Origin of the sequence: Rhodanobacter umsongensis (assembly GCF_042654965.1) — a bacterium.
Classification (GTDB): Bacteria; Pseudomonadota; Gammaproteobacteria; order Xanthomonadales; family Rhodanobacteraceae; genus Rhodanobacter; species Rhodanobacter umsongensis.
On sequence record NZ_JBHSMK010000003.1, the window covers coordinates 201692 to 215778 of the forward strand.

Below are 14087 nucleotides of genomic sequence, written 5' to 3' on the forward strand. Positions count from 1 at the left end.
TCGTCGCCGCAGGGAGCCCGGCCGCGCCACGCATCCGCGCCGGGCAGGCGAGCCGGCTTCATCGTTCCGTCCGGTGTCGGGAGGTGAGTGCCCCGGCGCGAATCTTCGGTTGCCTCGGGCGACAAAATAATCGGGCAACGCCGATCGCGGCGCCCGCCGGGCGGGCAACCTTTTCATACTGAAGTTGCACACACCGGGCAAACCTCTGCGGACGCATAGCCGTGCTGCGCCATGCCATCGAAACCACCGACGCGTTTGACCGACCGCGATGGCCGTGAACGTGCGCCAGGACGTTCGCGACGCCAGCGCCGACCCGTTCGGCGAGCGATCCGGCCAGCAGCTGTGCGTGCACCGGCAGATACTGGGCGCGCGTTTCCGCTTCGAGAGCACCAGCGAGGCGCTGATGCAGCTGGTCGAGACCGCCTACGCCGGCTTGCCGCCGCAGCAACTGCCGATGGCCGGCCCGGAGTTCCGCATCGACCTGCGTCTGCTGCCGCGGCAGTCGCGGGCGGACCACGCCGAGCCGCCGCCGGTACAGGCGCAGTCGGGCGCCGGCCTGCTCAGCGGCGTGATGGATGCGTCGAACTATGTGGTGCTGTCGCCCGCACAGCGCCGGGGCCTGGTGGTGGCTTCGCAGGACATGTTGAGCCGCCCCTACCATCTGCGCTATGAGCTCATCGAGTTCGCCGTGTTCACGCTGGCGGCGCGCGGCATCGGCCTGGTGCCGTTGCACGGCGCCTGTGTCGGCAGGCAGGGGCGCGGCATCCTGCTGCTGGGCGCGAGCGGTTCGGGCAAATCGACGCTCGCCCTGCACTGTCTGCTGCAGGGGCTGGACTTCCTCGCCGAGGATGCGGTCTTCGTGCAGCCGGAAAGCCTGCTCGCCACCGGCGTCGCCAACTATCTGCACGTGCAGGGCGATGTGCTGCGCCTCGTGGAGGATGGTCCGGCCCGGCACTGGATCGGCGGCTCTCCCGTGATCCGCCGGCGCAGCGGCGTCGACAAGTTCGAGGCCGATCTGCGGGCAGGCCATGGCCGGCTCGCCAAGGCGCCGCTGGAACTGGTAGGTGCCGTGTTCGTCTGCAGCCAGCCGGCCGAGGACCCGGCGATCCTGTTGAGCCCGGTTTCGGCCGGGGACATTGCCGCGCGGCTGCACGTCGATCAGCCCTACGCCGCCACGCAGCCGGGCTGGCATCGTTTCGGGCAGCGGTTGACGCATATCGGGGTTCACGAGCTGCGCCGCGGGCGCCACCCGCGAGACTCCGTCAACGCGCTGCTATCGCTACTCCAATGACACCGCCGGACCCACCGTCGCCGAGCCGCGAGCGATCGCGCGACCTGCTGCGTTCGCTGCTGCGCACGCTCACCGCTGCCGAACGGATGGAGACGGCAGCTTACGTCGCGCTCTCGCTGGGCGCGGCGCTCGCCGGCAGCGTGGCCGCCGTGTTGCTGGTGCCGCTGGTGCAGCCTCGGCACGCACTGGCGTTTGGCGGCGCTCTGTTCGATGCGCGGCGCGGCGTCGACGCGCAGGCGGCGATCTTTGCTGCGGCGATGACCTCCTTTGCCTTGCTGCGCTGGCAGGCGGCGCGGCTGGGCGCACGCCTGGTCGGCCGCTACGGCATGAGCCTGCGGCGGCGGGTGCACGCACGCCTGATCGAGGCGCCCCTGACCTCGCTGGCCGACGCGACCTCCGCGGAAATCGCCAACGTCCTCACCCACAACGTCGAACTCATCGTGCAGGGTTTCAGCGCGCTGCAGCAGTTGCTGGTCGCCGGCGTCACCGCGGCCGTCAGCCTCGCCTTCGCGTTCTGGGTATCGCCGCCGCTGATGCTGGCGGCACCGCTGTTCGCCGCCCTCGGCCTGCTGGCCGCGCGTGCCTGCGGCCGCGAACAATCGCGGGTCAGCCGCCAGTACGTCGTCGACATGACGCAGCTGTTCTGGCACAGCGAGGATTTTCCGCGGCGCCTGCGCCACGTCCGTTCGTTCGAGAAGGAGGCCATCGAAAAGGCAAGCTACAGCGCCATATCCGCCCGGCTCGGCCACGGCTATCGACGCCAACTGGAACTGGTGGCTTCCGGGCGGTTGCTGCTCGAACTGCTGGCGGCGGCGGGCATTGCGGCGATGTTCGTGCTCGCCCATCGGTGGCGCGGGATCGACCAGGGATCGCTCGTCGCCGTCTGCCTGCTGCTCGGGCGGCTGCTGCCCTATCTGGTATCGACGCGGCAGAGCTTCCAGCAGCTGCGCTCGGCGGCCCCGGCATTCGCGCTGTGGCAGCGGTACATGCGTCTGGATGCCGACCGCTCGCCGATTGCACCATCGCGCAGGATGGCGTATCGCGGTGATGCGCTGCATGTCGAACGGATGCGATGGACGCCGCCGTCGAGCGGCCTGACCGTCACCGACCTGACGCTGGCGCCCGGCGAGCTGACCCTGGTTTGCGGGGACTCCGGCATCGGCAAGAGCAGCCTGGTCGACGTGCTGGCCGGCATGACGCGGCCGGAGACGTTCATCGCACGCGTCGGCGGAACGCCCATCGGTTTCGACGAGTATCGCGAGCTGGTACGGCGCGGCGCCTATGTCGGCCAGAGCGTGCGGCCGTGGCAGCATTCCGTGCGCGAATGCCTGCGGTGGGCCGCGCCCGATGCCACCGACGAGGCGTTGCGAAGCGCATTGCGCGACGTCGGTCTCGACCGTCGCCTGGCCGATTCGCAACAGGGGCTCGACACCGCGCTGCACTCTGCGTCCAGCCGTCTTTCCGGCGGCGAGCTGCAGCGCCTGCTGCTGGCCCAGGTCATCCTGCGCCAGCCGTTCCTGGCCCTGCTGGACGAGGCCACCAGCGCGCTCGACGCCGCCTCCGAAAACGCGGTTCTCTGCGCATTGAAGCGCCGCCTGCCGCAGACGATCCTGATCGTCGTATCGCACCGCCCCGGCGTGTCCGCGATCGCAGACCAATGCCTGACGATCAGTGGCGATCCCGTTACGACGGTGGCGGCGAAAGCGCTCTTGCGAAGCACGGCCCTGCAGCCGTGACGGCCCGGTTCTCGCCCAGCCATGTGATGCGCATCAGGTGCGCGGTCAGCCATACATTGGCCGATCAGATAAACCATAGTCTGGCCACCTGATCATCCAAGTGTCGCAGCCAGCATAGAGAACCGAATCATTGCTCAACTGCAAGACGCATCTCGCTATGAGCAGATCAACGGTGTCCTTTCCGTACTTGGCTATCTCATCAATCGCAACATAGAGTTGTTTCTTTGTTCCTGCGTGCACTTTGAATAGCTATGGGCGAGCTTCTCCGGTTTGCGCCAGAAGTGGCATAGCTGCTGACAATGTTGACCATGAGAGATGGCGCTCTGCCTCGGAGGGCGATCAACTGCGCAGCAGCGCCAAGGCGCGCATTGCACGAGCCATTGATCAACTCCGCTGTGTGGCGGGAAACCCTTGGCCGTCGTCCCCATGTGGCCATCACCCTTCGACTGGAAGGACAAAGGGTCGCGAACTTCGATCATGGCCGGTAGCGGCCGCTGTCGGCTTCCGACCCTGACGATTCATCCGACGTCTTGATCCGGCGGCCACGAAGCCGCGGTCGGACCTTTGCCCACGCTCGGCATGCGCAGTTTGGGTTCGGAGTGGCGGAGGAGCTGCGTGCGATTTGCGCCCGTGGGGCCATCTGCTTGCAAATCACCCAGGTGCGCTCTACAGTGAACCATATGGTTCACTATCAAACCCGCCTCGACACAACATTCGCCGCGCTCTCCGATGTCACCCGACGCGGCGTACTGGAGCAGCTCGTGGGTTCGGACGCCTCGATCACGGACCTTGCCCAAAAATTCCGCATGACCCTCACGGGCATGAAGAAGCACGTCAGCGTCCTGGAGCAGGCGGGGCTCGTGACCACGGAGAAAGTGGGGCGCGTGCGAACCTGCAAGCTCGGACTGCGCCGGCTGGAAGAAGAAGCCGCCTGGATCGAGCGGCACCGCCAACTCTGGAGCGCACGCTTCGACGCACTGGACGAGCTTGTCGCACACTTGAAATGCAAGGAGAAGACAGATGCCCAAAGCAAAAGAAGGTAGTCCCGCCGCCATGAACCGCACCGCGGTGGAACGCAAGGCCGACCGCGAACTCGTCGTGACGCGAACATTCAATGCCCCCGCGCACATCGTCTTCGAGGCGTGGAGCAAACCCGAACTGTTCGAGCGTTGGTGGGTCCCGAAGTCGGCGGGCCTGTCGCTGCTCTCGTGCGACATGGATGTGCGCACCGGGGGGACGTATCGCCTCGTCTTCCGTCATCCGGCTTCCGATCAACCGATGGCGTTCTTCGGCAAGTACAGGGAAGTGACGCCGCACAAGCGCATCGTATGGACGAACGAAGAAAGCGATCAGGGCGCCGTGACCACGGTGACGTTCGAAGAAGATGCCGGCAGGACGCTGGTTACCCTGCACGAGCTCTACCCCACGAAAGCGGCCCTCGACGAAGCCCTCGCCGGCTCGGCGGAAGCCCTGCCCGAGCAGTTCGCGCAGCTGGATGAGTTGCTCGCAGGCAGATCGTGACCGTTACCGCGGCTACCGGCGAATAGAAGGGATGCCGAGGAAAAAACACGATCGCCGCCGCGCTGGCCAGTTCGGCGGCCTGTGAGGACGATATGCTCAGACGCGATTTCCTGAAAACTGCCATGGCGACCGCAGTGCTGGCTGCGATCCTTCCTCTTCAAGCCAAGGAGGCTCCAGCCACGTCGAATGCCAATTTTGCCGACGTCAACGGCCAGCATCTCTTCTACAGCGTGCGCGGCGCCGGCAAGCCGCTCATTCTTCTCCACGGTGGCATCAACCCAGACAGCTTCGGGAGCAATCTGGCCGAACTGGCCAAGGGGCGGCAGGTGATCGCCATCCATCTCCAGGCACATGGGCGCACACCAGACACCGACAGGCCACTGCGCAGTGAAACGATGGGCGACGACGTTGCCGCCCTGATCGGCCATCTGAACCTCGGCAAGGCCGACGTCATGGGCTACTCGCTGGGCGCCGGCGTCGCGCTGCAGACTGCCATCCGCCATCCGGACGTGGTCGACCGGCTCGTGCTCGTGTCCGCGGCGATGAGGCAGGATGGCTTTTATCCGGAGGGGGTGGCGGCCTTCAAACAGCTGGAGGCCAACGCTGCCACGTTCGGCCCTGGCGTCAAGGCATCACCGTTGGGGCAGGCCTATCCCGATGTCGATTGGACCAACCTCTTCAGGAAGGTCGGCGACCTGACCAAACGTCCCTTCGACTGGAGCGCCGACGTCGCCAGGCTTCAGGCACGCACACTGCTGGTCTTTGCCGATGCCGACGCCATCCGGCCCGAACACATGGTCGAGTTCTGGAAGGCGCTGGGCGGCGGCCAGCGCGATGCCGGGATCGACGGCTCCCTGCGGCCCGCAAACCAGCTCGCCATCGTGCCGAACACCACCCACTACACGCTCGCTGTCGAGCCGGTGCTGCCGGAGATCGTCGCGCGCTTCCTTGGAGCTGCATTGAAGGCAGCAGGTTAGGAGCCTGCGAAGCGCTCACGGAGCTATCAGGGCGCGGGAGAGTTGCGTTTGTCCTTCGATGTTTTGAACATCGGGCATGCCACCGCGGACACATGATGGTCCATGGGTGAGCATGGTCGTGATGTGCGGTGCCTAGCTCGCGGCAGGCACCAGCCTTCATAGTTGCCGGCTTCGAGCAATTCTTCTCGACGGGCTTGGGGTTGGCTTTGTAGTTCGGCAATGTCAGGTCTTGGCCGACGGCAGACCTTTCCGTACTTCCATAAAGACGAAACGAAGCTTCTTGGCGGCAGTGGCCAAACTATGCTTGGCCCCGCAATCGGTGTTCTTTAAACCATAAATTGGCCGGCCGCCTAAACCATAAGTTGGCCATGGCCGGAAGGGAAGCTTTCGGATGGCGGATTGGACTCAAAACCTATGTGCTACTCAAAACAGGGGGGCGCCGCTGCTTTCAAACGACTAATTTCGTAGTGGCGTCTTGATGACACGACTCCTAGGTTGACTCGACTGGTGCACGAACACGACGCTTGACCGTCGCCTGTTTGAAGTCTTCAAGAAATTAGTGAGACATCAGCGCATTGGAGTAATGACAGGCTAGAGCGTAAGTGTTCCGCGCAACGCAACGATGCCGGTCCCCGACAATTCCGGGTTGGGCGTCAGACACACCTGCAGCAAGCTCCGCCGCCCCATCTTTACTCCCTGCTCAATGACGAGAGTTTTCTCGGTATTCAATAGACTTTCGGCACCCAGATAAGCGCACAAGGGGCCAGCAGCAGTACCCGTCGCGGCGTCCTCCCACAGCCCTACGGTCGGGTTGAAGAAGCGCGCATAGGCCGTGTTCGGCGAGGCTGGATCAAAGGCATAGACGTAGCAGCCTTCGGCTCCTGCGGTCCCGAGGACAGCCAGGAGCGCCTGCGCAACTGGCGCCGCGCGGTCAACGGCCTGGGCATTGCTCAAGCGGACCATGAGATGCGCAGCCCCGGTATCGGCAGCGCGCGCAGCAGGTAGTGGCACAACATCATCCGGATTGAGCCCTAGTGCTTCAGCCAGACGGTCCGTCGTGGCCAAAGGTGGCGACAAACGCAAAGCTGCTTGTCGCATGCGACCGTGGACACGGTCGTCCGCTTTCACCAGTGTGATAGGCAGCACCTCGTCGCCGATTTCCTGCCGAAACGTCCTTGGAGCGGCGAGCGACCCCAGCTGACCATGTTCACCCATCCACAACCACGCGCCGAGCGCGTTGTGGCCCGCACCGAATACTTCCGCGCCGCTGGCTGTAAACGAGCGCAGCTTGCAGTCGGCCCGTTTGCTTGTCATCAGGAACGTGGTTTCGGCCTGGTTGAACTCGCCGGCAATGCGTCGCATCTGAGCGTCCGAAAGCCCATCGGCATGCTCGACCACGGCCAAGGGATTTCCGCCCAAGGGACTCTCGGCGAAGACATCAATTAAACCGGCAGTTAATTGCGCCATGTTCCACCCTTCCTAAAAGTGAATTCAGATCATCATTGATGACTGTTGATCAATTTATGTTGCTTGACTACCTAGTTCAATTTCGTAATCTTCAACTTTTAGATGAAATGGATTCATCATGGCCATTCACAGCCTTCCACCTCTGAGCTCCTTGCGCGCCTTCGAAGCAGTCGCTCGGCGATCCAGCTTCAAGGCAGCGGCGGAAGAGCTGTTCGTCACACCCACCGCGATCAGCCATCAGATTCGACAGCTCGAAGCGCATTTGGGACTTCGTATGCTTGAGCGCTCTCCTCGTGCGGTCAGGCTGACGGCGGAGGGTAGTGTGCTCTATGAAGCAACCACGTCCGGCTTTGCAGAAATCGCTAAGGCGGTGGCGCATCTGCGCTTGCGGCAGGAATCGGCGATCCTGACGTTGAGCTCCACCACAGCGTTCTTGAGCCACTGGTTGGTGCCGAGACTGACCGAATTGAGTCGGCTTCTCCCTGATGTCGACCTGCGCCTGCACGCATCGGACGCAATCGTTGAGTTGCGATCGGGAGGAGTAGACGCTGCCGTACGTTATGGAAAAGGGCCGTTCGCTCGAGTCGCAACCGTTCCGCTTCGGGATGACGTCTTTGGCCCGGTCTGCAGTCCCATGCTGGGATTGTCGAAGCTAGACGATCTGCGACAGGCCACGTTGATTCATATCGACGGCCGTCAGGTGCCCACGCCAACTCCCGATTGGACGCGCTGGTGTGCCGAAGCAGGTCTCCTCAATGTGGATACGCAGACAGGGGTGCGATTTCCCGACAGCGCGCTGGCCGTGCAGGCTGCCATCGCAGGTCACGGCATCGCAATTGTCAGTCTGGTCCTCGTCTCGGATGCGTTGGTCGCTGGCCTGCTCGTAGCGCCGTTCGCGCCAGTTCTCCGCGGCGAAACCTATCACTTCGCCTGCGCGTCGGATTTGGAGACGCGCCCCGATATTGTTGCTTTGAGGGCCTGGCTTCTGAGCGTCATGGCGAAGACCGCCGCAACGTGTAACGGGTTCTAGCCCCACAGCTCGGACGCTCCCAACTAAGCCCCTGACGAGCAGAAAGGAATGGACTGCTGCCGGTTTCACAGACACCGAGTTTAGGTGTGATGATGAAACCGGAGGTGGTGCATGGCAACGAGAAGAACATTCAGCAGCGAGTTCAAGCGTGAAGCGGTGCGGCTGGTCAAGGAGCGCGGCGTAGCGATCAGTCAGGCGGCGCGTGATCTGGATCTACACGAGAACGTACTGCGCAAATGGGTGCGGGAGCTTGCGGCCGATCCGCAGCATGCGTTTCCCAATGGCATAGGTCAGTAGTAGCAGGGCCCCGGCGGCCGCTCGCTGGGCACGCCGTTCGGCGACGTGCCGGCGCAGAACATCACGCCCGATCCGGACACCGGTATCGGCGCGTGGACCTTCGACGATTTCTGGCTGCACGAAGGCAGGGGCCGCCAGGGCGAGTTGCTGTACACCTCGTTCACCCGGGTGACCCGCAGCGACGCGCTGGCGATCTTCGCCTACCTGAAGTCGCTGCCGCCGGTGCGGCGCCCGGATGTGGCATTGGGGCTGGAGTTTCCCTACAACGTGCGCAGCAGCCTGGTGGCGTGGCGCGCGCTGTACTTCAAGCCGGGCGAGTTCAAGCCCGACCCGGCGAAGTCGCCCGCATGGAACCGCGGCGCCTACCTGGTGCAGGGCCTGGGCCATTGCAACGAATGCCACACCACGCGCGACTCGCTCGGCGGCATCGAGCAGGACCGCCACCTCACCGGCGGGCAGATCCCGCCGCTGGACGGCTATACCTCGGTCACCGAACCGACCGGCATCAACGCGATCCGCAGCGTGCTGCTCGGCGGCTTCGCCCCGACCACCGCCGGCAACCCGCAGCCGTACTCGATGCCGCCGTTCGCGCAACGGCTCAGCGACGAGGACGTCGCCGCGGTGGTCGGCTACATCCGCCAGTCGTGGTCGAACCAGGCCGGCGCGGTGCAGCCTGCCGACGTCGGCAACTACCGCAATACGCCGGTCGACTGAGCGGCCGCCGGAGTTTCCCTTCGCGTTGCGTGCAGCGCCATCTCCTGCTTGCAGGGGAGGGCGAGGTGGGGTGCGCTGCTGATCCTTCTGCCCTGTCCGCGTGGGGCATTTGATCGTCGGCATCCGGAGTTTTCGTGCGCCTGCGGCGGCGCCACGGGCGCAATTTGACGTGGGTCATGGCGGGCGTATCGGTGCGCCAGCACGCTGCGCGGGATAGCCATCCACCGCTTGCTCACCACGGTCCCCGGCATGATCCAGCTCAGCTACAGCACCTTCGGTCTCACCCAGCTGCCGTTCCTGCAGGCCATCGACGCGGTGGCCAGGGCCGGTTACGCGGGGATCGAGCTGTCCTTCCACCGCGAGCAGTTCAACCCCTTCAACCTCGACGAGACCGACCTCGACGCCGTGCGCGCGCGGCTGGACGCGGCGCGCATCGTGCCGGCCTGCGTGGCCACCGCCTCGCACTTCTTCACCCCGTCGCGGCCGCACGAACCGTCGCTGCTGACGCTGGACGCGGCCGGGCGCAAGCGCCGCATCGACCTCGTCAAGCGCGGCATCCGCGTGGCACGGCGGCTGGGCGTGAAGCTGGTCACCTTCGGCAGTGGTTTCCTGCGCGATGAGCATGTGCGCCAGCCGCAGCCCGATCCGGGCGAGCTGCTGGCGGAAAGCATCCGCGAATGCCTGCGCGAGATCCGCGACGGCGAGGACATCACGCTGCTGATCGAGCCCGAGCCGGGCATGTACGTCGAGACGCTGGAGCAGGGGCTGGCGCTGATCCGCGCGGTCGGCTCGCCGCGCTTCGCGCTGCACATCGACATCTGCCACGCCTACTGCTCCGAACCGGACTACATCGGCGCGCTGGCGCAGGCGGCGCCGTTCGCCCGCTACCTGCACATCTCCGACGCGCGCGAGGGGCGCAACCTGCGCATCGTGCGCGACGATGCGTTGCCGGAACTCGACCTCGATGCCGCCAGCGTGCTGGTCTATTTTCCCGGCACGGCGGACTACCTGCTGCTGGACCGCCGCCATCCGCTGTACTTCGCCGACTGCGCACCCGACCCGGCGCGGCGCCGGCGCATCGATGCCCTGCTGGCGCAGGCCGGCATCGCGCGGGCGGCGGGCGTGGTCGACTACGGCAGCCTGTACGCCGGCGCCTCGCCGCTGGACGACGAGATCTTCACCTACCTGATCTCGGTGCCGGGGCTGAGCTTCGACGTGCTCGAACGGGCCTGGCCGATCGTCGCCCACCTGCGCGGCGTGCGCGGTCCCGCGCTGTTCGAGCGGATGGTCGCCAACACCCGCACCGGCATCGTGCATTTCCACGAGATTCCCGGCGAAGGCACGCTGGACCTGGCCGCCAGTTTCCGCGCGCTGAACGCGCACGGCTTCGACGGCTTCGGCTCGGTCGAGCTCTACCACCACGTCGAGGGCTGGCAGCAGGCCCTCGACGACAGCTATCGCCACCTGGCCGCGATCGCGCAGCCGGCGTGAGCGCCCGAGGCCGTTCCACCGAGCACGCATGATGATCGACTTCGAGGCACTGGGCTGGCGCAGCGACACCGTCGGCGAACTGGACCACCGCCGGCTGAAGGCGCCCAGCGTCAAGCTGCGCGGCGCCCATGCGGCGGCTGCGGGCGACATCGTCTACGCCGTCGACCTGCGCCTGCGCCGGCCGAACGCCGACGCCTGCCTGTCCAACACCGAGCTGCATTCGATCGAGCACTTCCTGCTCGAAGGCTACGGCTGCCTGCTGCCGCGGCATTTCATCGGCGTCGGCGTGATGGGCTGCCAGACCGGCTTCTACCTCACCCTGCTCGGCGAAGGCCGCCGCGCGGTCATCGAGGACGCACTCGAAACCATTCTGGAAGGCGTGCTCGTCGCCGACGCCGTGCCGTATGCGCGCATCGACCAGTGCGGCCACTGGCGCAACCACGACCTGGCCCGCGCCCAGACCGTCGCACGCGAGGTGCTGGCGCAGCGCGCGGCGTGGGGTGACGTCGCATGAGCGCCGCGCCGGGCGCGCGCTGGCAGGTCAGCGCCACGCGCCGGATCGAGTACGACCTGCTCAACGTGGCGGACGTATTCGATCCGCGCAACGACGCGCTGCTGTCGATGGGGCGCGTGCTGGACGGGCGCCGCTTCGTGGTGGTCGACGAGTGCGTGCACGCCCATCACGGCGCACGCATCCGCGCCTACTTCGCGCAGCACCGGGTCGATGCCCGCATCATCACCCTGCCGGGCGGCGAGGGCGGCAAGACGCTGGAGGCCTGGCTCTCGGTGCTGCGCGAGCTGGACGGCTTCCCGATCCATCGCCGCGACGAGCCGGTCATCGCCATCGGCGGCGGCGTGCTGACCGATGTGGTCGGCTACGCGGCGGCCAGCTACCGCCGCGGCGTGCCGCACATCAAGGTGCCGACCACGCTGATGGGTTACGTCGACGCCGCGGTGGGGATCAAGACCGGGATCAATTTCAACGACCGCAAGAACCGCCTGGGCAACTTCGAGCCGCCCCGCCGGGTGCTGCTGGACCGCGGCCTGCTGCGCAGCCTGCCGCCGCGCCACCTGCGCAACGGCCTGTGCGAGATCGTCAAGTTGGCGGTAATCCGCGACGCTGCGCTGTTCGGTCTGCTGGAGCGCCACGGCGCCGCCTCGCTGGCCAGCGCCTTCCAGGAGGCGCACGGCGGCGACATCCTCGACTGCGCCATCGGCGGCATGCTGGAAGAGCTGATGCCGAACCTGCACGAGGAAGAGCTGGCGCGCAAGGTCGACTTCGGCCACACCTTCAGCTACGGCCTGGAAACCCGGCACGGGGACGACCTGCTGCACGGCGAGGCGGTGCTGCTGGACATCCTGGTGTCGACCGCGATCGCGCGGCGGCGCGGCCTGCTCGGCGCGGCCGCGGCCGAACGGATCTTCGCCCTGATCGAACACCTGCAACTCGCCCCCGACCTCGGCCTGCTCGACGCCGAACTCATGTGGCAATCGCTGCTCGACCGCGTCGAACACCGCAACGGCCTGCAGCGCGTGCCGCTGCCCGCGGCGGTCGGCGAATGCGTGTTCGTCAACGACATCGCGCGAGCGGAAATCGAAGCTTCCATCCAGACGTTGCATGACCGGACCACGACAGACCATGACCGAATCGCCGAATGTTGATGCCGCGGAAATCGCCCACTTCAACCGCATTGCCCAACTGTGGTGGGACCCGCACGGCAAGATGGGACAGCTGCACGCGATCAACGAGCTGCGCCTGCGCTTCATCACCGACCGCATCGGCGTGCCCGCGCCGCGCGTCGTGGACGTGGGCTGCGGCGGCGGCATCCTGGCCGAGGCGCTGGCCCGGACCGGCGCGCGGGTGACCGGCATCGACCTGTCGCAGCTGTCGCTGGACATCGCCCGCCAGCATGCCGAGCGCGGCGGGCTCGCCATCGATTACCGCTACCTCGACGCGGAAACCCTCGCGCGCGAGGAAGCCGGCAGCTTCGACGCCGTCACCTGCATGGAAATGCTCGAGCACGTGCCGCGGCCGGAACGAGTCATCGCCGCCTGCGCCGCCTTGCTCAAGCCCGGCGGTGTGGCGTTCTTCTCCACCATCAACCGCACGTTCAAGGCGTTCGCCTTCGCCATCGTGGCCGGCGAATACATCCTCGGCCTGCTGCCGCGCGGCACCCACAGCTACCGCAAGCTGATCCGGCCGGTGGAGATGCGCGCGTGGGCCGCTGCCGCGGGGCTCGAGTTCAAGGCGGTGGGCAGCCTCATGTACAACCCGCTCACGCGCCGGTTCCGGGTCGCGCCGAACCGCGAAGACATCAACTACATGGCCTGCTTCGCCAGGAAGGGCTGACCTCCATGCGACGTTTTCTCGCCTTGTCGCGTTCCGTCCACGGCGTGCTCGACATCGCCATGCCCGGTTTCGTCGCACTGCTGTGGCTGGGGCACTTCCCGTCGTGGCAGGTACTGGCGCTGTGCCTGGCGACGGCGCTGGCCGGCTATACGGCCATCTACGCGCTGAACGACCTGATCGGGGTGAAGGACGACCAGGAAAAGGTCGCCGGCGGGATCACCCCTGGCTACGCGGTCGAGGCGTCCGCCATGCGCTACCCGCTGGCGCAGAACCTGATCAGCATGAAGGGCGCGCTGGCGTGGTTCGGCTTCTGGTTCGCGCTGGCCGTGCTCGGCACCTGGCTGCTGAACCCGAAGATCCTGCTCATCGTGTTCGCCGCGGCGGCGCTGGAGGTGGTCTACGTCAAGCTGCTGAAGGTCAGCTGGTGGCGCACCGTGGTCAGCGGCCTGGTCAAGTCGGCCGGCCCGGTCGCCGCCGTGTTCGCGGTGATCCCCGCGCCGCCGTGGTCGGGGCTGCTGGGGATGCTGGTCTGGCTGATGCTGTGGGAAATCGGCGGGCAGAACATCCCGGCGGACTGGAACGACATCGAGGAAGACCGTCGCATCGGCGCGCGCACCATTCCGCTGGTCCTTGGCCTGCGCACCGCCAGCGTGCTGGTGGTGATCAGCCTGGGCCTGACCGTGCTGGCCAGCGCGCTGCTGCCGCGCCTGTCGCCGCTGGCGGGCGGCTGGCCGTTTCAGCTCGCCATCCTCGCCGCCGGCGCCGGCCTGCTGCTGCCGCCGGCGATCCGGCTCGCACGCACGCTGGACGGCCGCCAGGCCGCGCGCCTGTTCGACCGCGCCAGCCTGTATCCGCTGGCGCTGCTGACGATCGTCACGGTGTTCGTGCTGATCCGCTGAGGTGGAGGAGACGGCGCTTACTGCGGTGGCGAGTAGCTCGGCGGATCGCTATCGCCTTTTTCAGCATTGGTCAGGTCGTGCTGCAGTGCTCCGCGTTTTTCTGGGTCGGTCGCCTTGGCGAGCAGCGTTTTCAGAATGGCGACATAGGCGGTTTGCTGGGCCTTCGCCGCGGGGACCGCGATGTCCGGTTTCACGCCCACGTGTTCCCAGTTCGTGTGGGTCACGCAAGCCTACGACAGGCAGAGATCGACCCGAAGCTGCCGGTGGCGAGTGTCCGTTTTCTGGAAAGTCACTCTCCGCGTAGAGCGATGAAT

The 14087-nt window shown here is 66.1% G+C and carries 13 protein-coding genes and 2 pseudogenes; 13 read left to right on the forward strand and 2 right to left on the reverse strand.

Features of this window, described 5'->3' with window-relative positions:
- Positions 1-274: 274 nt before the first annotated feature.
- The 5 genes from ACFPME_RS06155 to ACFPME_RS06175 all read left to right on the forward strand — a co-directional run bounded on the left by ACFPME_RS06155 (position 275) and on the right by ACFPME_RS06175 (position 5525).
- A complete protein-coding gene (locus tag ACFPME_RS06155) occupies positions 275-1291 on the forward strand; it encodes a phosphoenolpyruvate carboxykinase (ATP) (RefSeq protein WP_377303172.1) in 1017 nt (338 codons plus the stop codon).
- Positions 1288-3027: an ATP-binding cassette domain-containing protein gene (locus ACFPME_RS06160; RefSeq protein ID WP_377303174.1), complete on the forward strand. Its 1740-nt coding sequence runs from the start codon at positions 1288-1290 to the stop codon at positions 3025-3027. The genes ACFPME_RS06155 and ACFPME_RS06160 overlap by 4 nt, the downstream gene beginning before the upstream one ends.
- A 644-nt stretch (positions 3028-3671) precedes the next feature.
- Positions 3672-4070 carry an ArsR/SmtB family transcription factor gene (locus ACFPME_RS06165; protein WP_377303176.1) on the forward strand — a complete coding sequence of 133 codons (399 nt, stop codon included), beginning with the start codon at positions 3672-3674 and terminating at the stop codon, positions 4068-4070.
- Positions 4048-4548, forward strand: a complete 501-nt coding sequence (locus ACFPME_RS06170) for an SRPBCC family protein (RefSeq protein ID WP_377303178.1) — start codon at positions 4048-4050, stop codon at positions 4546-4548. The genes ACFPME_RS06165 and ACFPME_RS06170 overlap by 23 nt, the downstream gene beginning before the upstream one ends.
- Positions 4549-4670: 122 nt before the next feature.
- On the forward strand, positions 4671-5525 hold the full coding sequence (locus ACFPME_RS06175) for an alpha/beta fold hydrolase (RefSeq protein WP_377303180.1): 855 nt from the start codon (positions 4671-4673) through the stop codon (positions 5523-5525).
- Positions 5526-6116: 591 nt separating this feature from the next.
- Here the strand turns inward: ACFPME_RS06175 and ACFPME_RS06180 are convergent.
- Positions 6117-6992: a PhzF family phenazine biosynthesis protein gene (locus ACFPME_RS06180; RefSeq protein ID WP_377303182.1), complete on the reverse strand. Its 876-nt coding sequence runs from the start codon at positions 6990-6992 to the stop codon at positions 6117-6119.
- Positions 6993-7110: 118 nt separating this feature from the next.
- Here ACFPME_RS06180 and ACFPME_RS06185 point away from each other — a divergent pair, with 118 nt between their 5' ends.
- The 8 genes and pseudogenes from ACFPME_RS06185 (at position 7111) to ACFPME_RS06220 (ending at position 13773) form a co-directional block, all read left to right on the forward strand.
- On the forward strand, positions 7111-8022 hold the full coding sequence (locus ACFPME_RS06185) for a LysR substrate-binding domain-containing protein (protein ID WP_377303184.1): 912 nt from the start codon (positions 7111-7113) through the stop codon (positions 8020-8022).
- 111 nt (positions 8023-8133) lie between these two features.
- A pseudogene (locus ACFPME_RS06190) lies at positions 8134-8316 on the forward strand (transposase); the annotation flags it as partial.
- A 15-nt stretch (positions 8317-8331) separates the two neighbouring features.
- Positions 8332-9033, forward strand: a pseudogene (locus ACFPME_RS06195) (c-type cytochrome); the annotation flags it as partial.
- Positions 9034-9282: 249 nt separating this feature from the next.
- Complete coding sequence (locus ACFPME_RS06200) at positions 9283-10524, forward strand: sugar phosphate isomerase/epimerase family protein (RefSeq protein ID WP_377303186.1); 1242 nt, start codon at positions 9283-9285, stop codon at positions 10522-10524.
- A 28-nt stretch (positions 10525-10552) separates the two neighbouring features.
- Positions 10553-11038 carry an S-ribosylhomocysteine lyase gene (locus ACFPME_RS06205; RefSeq protein ID WP_377303188.1) on the forward strand — a complete coding sequence of 162 codons (486 nt, stop codon included), beginning with the start codon at positions 10553-10555 and terminating at the stop codon, positions 11036-11038.
- Positions 11035-12186, forward strand: coding sequence for a sedoheptulose 7-phosphate cyclase (locus ACFPME_RS06210; protein ID WP_377303190.1), 1152 nt, complete (start codon positions 11035-11037; stop codon positions 12184-12186). The genes ACFPME_RS06205 and ACFPME_RS06210 overlap by 4 nt, the downstream gene beginning before the upstream one ends.
- Positions 12164-12874 carry a bifunctional 2-polyprenyl-6-hydroxyphenol methylase/3-demethylubiquinol 3-O-methyltransferase UbiG gene (gene ubiG, locus ACFPME_RS06215; RefSeq protein ID WP_377303192.1) on the forward strand — a complete coding sequence of 237 codons (711 nt, stop codon included), beginning with the start codon at positions 12164-12166 and terminating at the stop codon, positions 12872-12874. Before ACFPME_RS06210 ends, ubiG begins: the two co-directional genes overlap by 23 nt.
- A 5-nt stretch (positions 12875-12879) precedes the next feature.
- Positions 12880-13773 carry a UbiA prenyltransferase family protein gene (locus ACFPME_RS06220; RefSeq protein ID WP_377303194.1) on the forward strand — a complete coding sequence of 298 codons (894 nt, stop codon included), beginning with the start codon at positions 12880-12882 and terminating at the stop codon, positions 13771-13773.
- A gap of 17 nt (positions 13774-13790) precedes the next feature.
- Here ACFPME_RS06220 and ACFPME_RS06225 read toward each other — a convergent pair whose 3' ends face one another.
- Positions 13791-13967: a hypothetical protein gene (locus ACFPME_RS06225; protein WP_377303196.1), complete on the reverse strand. Its 177-nt coding sequence runs from the start codon at positions 13965-13967 to the stop codon at positions 13791-13793.
- Positions 13968-14087: the final 120 nt, after the last annotated feature.

Excerpts from the sequence above, each read along its gene's own strand:
- ACFPME_RS06175 (WP_377303180.1), top strand. The coding sequence starts at position 4,671 with ATGGCGACCGCAGTGCTGGCTGCGATCCTTCCTCTTCAAGCCAAGGAG.
- ubiG (WP_377303192.1), top strand. The coding sequence starts at position 12,164 with ATGACCGAATCGCCGAATGTTGATGCCGCGGAAATCGCCCACTTCAAC.
- ACFPME_RS06185 (WP_377303184.1), top strand. The coding sequence starts at position 7,111 with ATGGCCATTCACAGCCTTCCACCTCTGAGCTCCTTGCGCGCCTTCGAA.
- ACFPME_RS06220 (WP_377303194.1), top strand. The coding sequence starts at position 12,880 with ATGCGACGTTTTCTCGCCTTGTCGCGTTCCGTCCACGGCGTGCTCGAC.
- ACFPME_RS06170 (WP_377303178.1), top strand. The coding sequence starts at position 4,048 with ATGCCCAAAGCAAAAGAAGGTAGTCCCGCCGCCATGAACCGCACCGCG.
- ACFPME_RS06160 (WP_377303174.1), top strand. The coding sequence starts at position 1,288 with ATGACACCGCCGGACCCACCGTCGCCGAGCCGCGAGCGATCGCGCGAC.
- ACFPME_RS06205 (WP_377303188.1), top strand. The coding sequence starts at position 10,553 with ATGATGATCGACTTCGAGGCACTGGGCTGGCGCAGCGACACCGTCGGC.
- ACFPME_RS06180 (WP_377303182.1), bottom strand. The coding sequence starts at position 6,992 with ATGGCGCAATTAACTGCCGGTTTAATTGATGTCTTCGCCGAGAGTCCC.
- ACFPME_RS06210 (WP_377303190.1), top strand. The coding sequence starts at position 11,035 with ATGAGCGCCGCGCCGGGCGCGCGCTGGCAGGTCAGCGCCACGCGCCGG.
- ACFPME_RS06200 (WP_377303186.1), top strand. The coding sequence starts at position 9,283 with ATGATCCAGCTCAGCTACAGCACCTTCGGTCTCACCCAGCTGCCGTTC.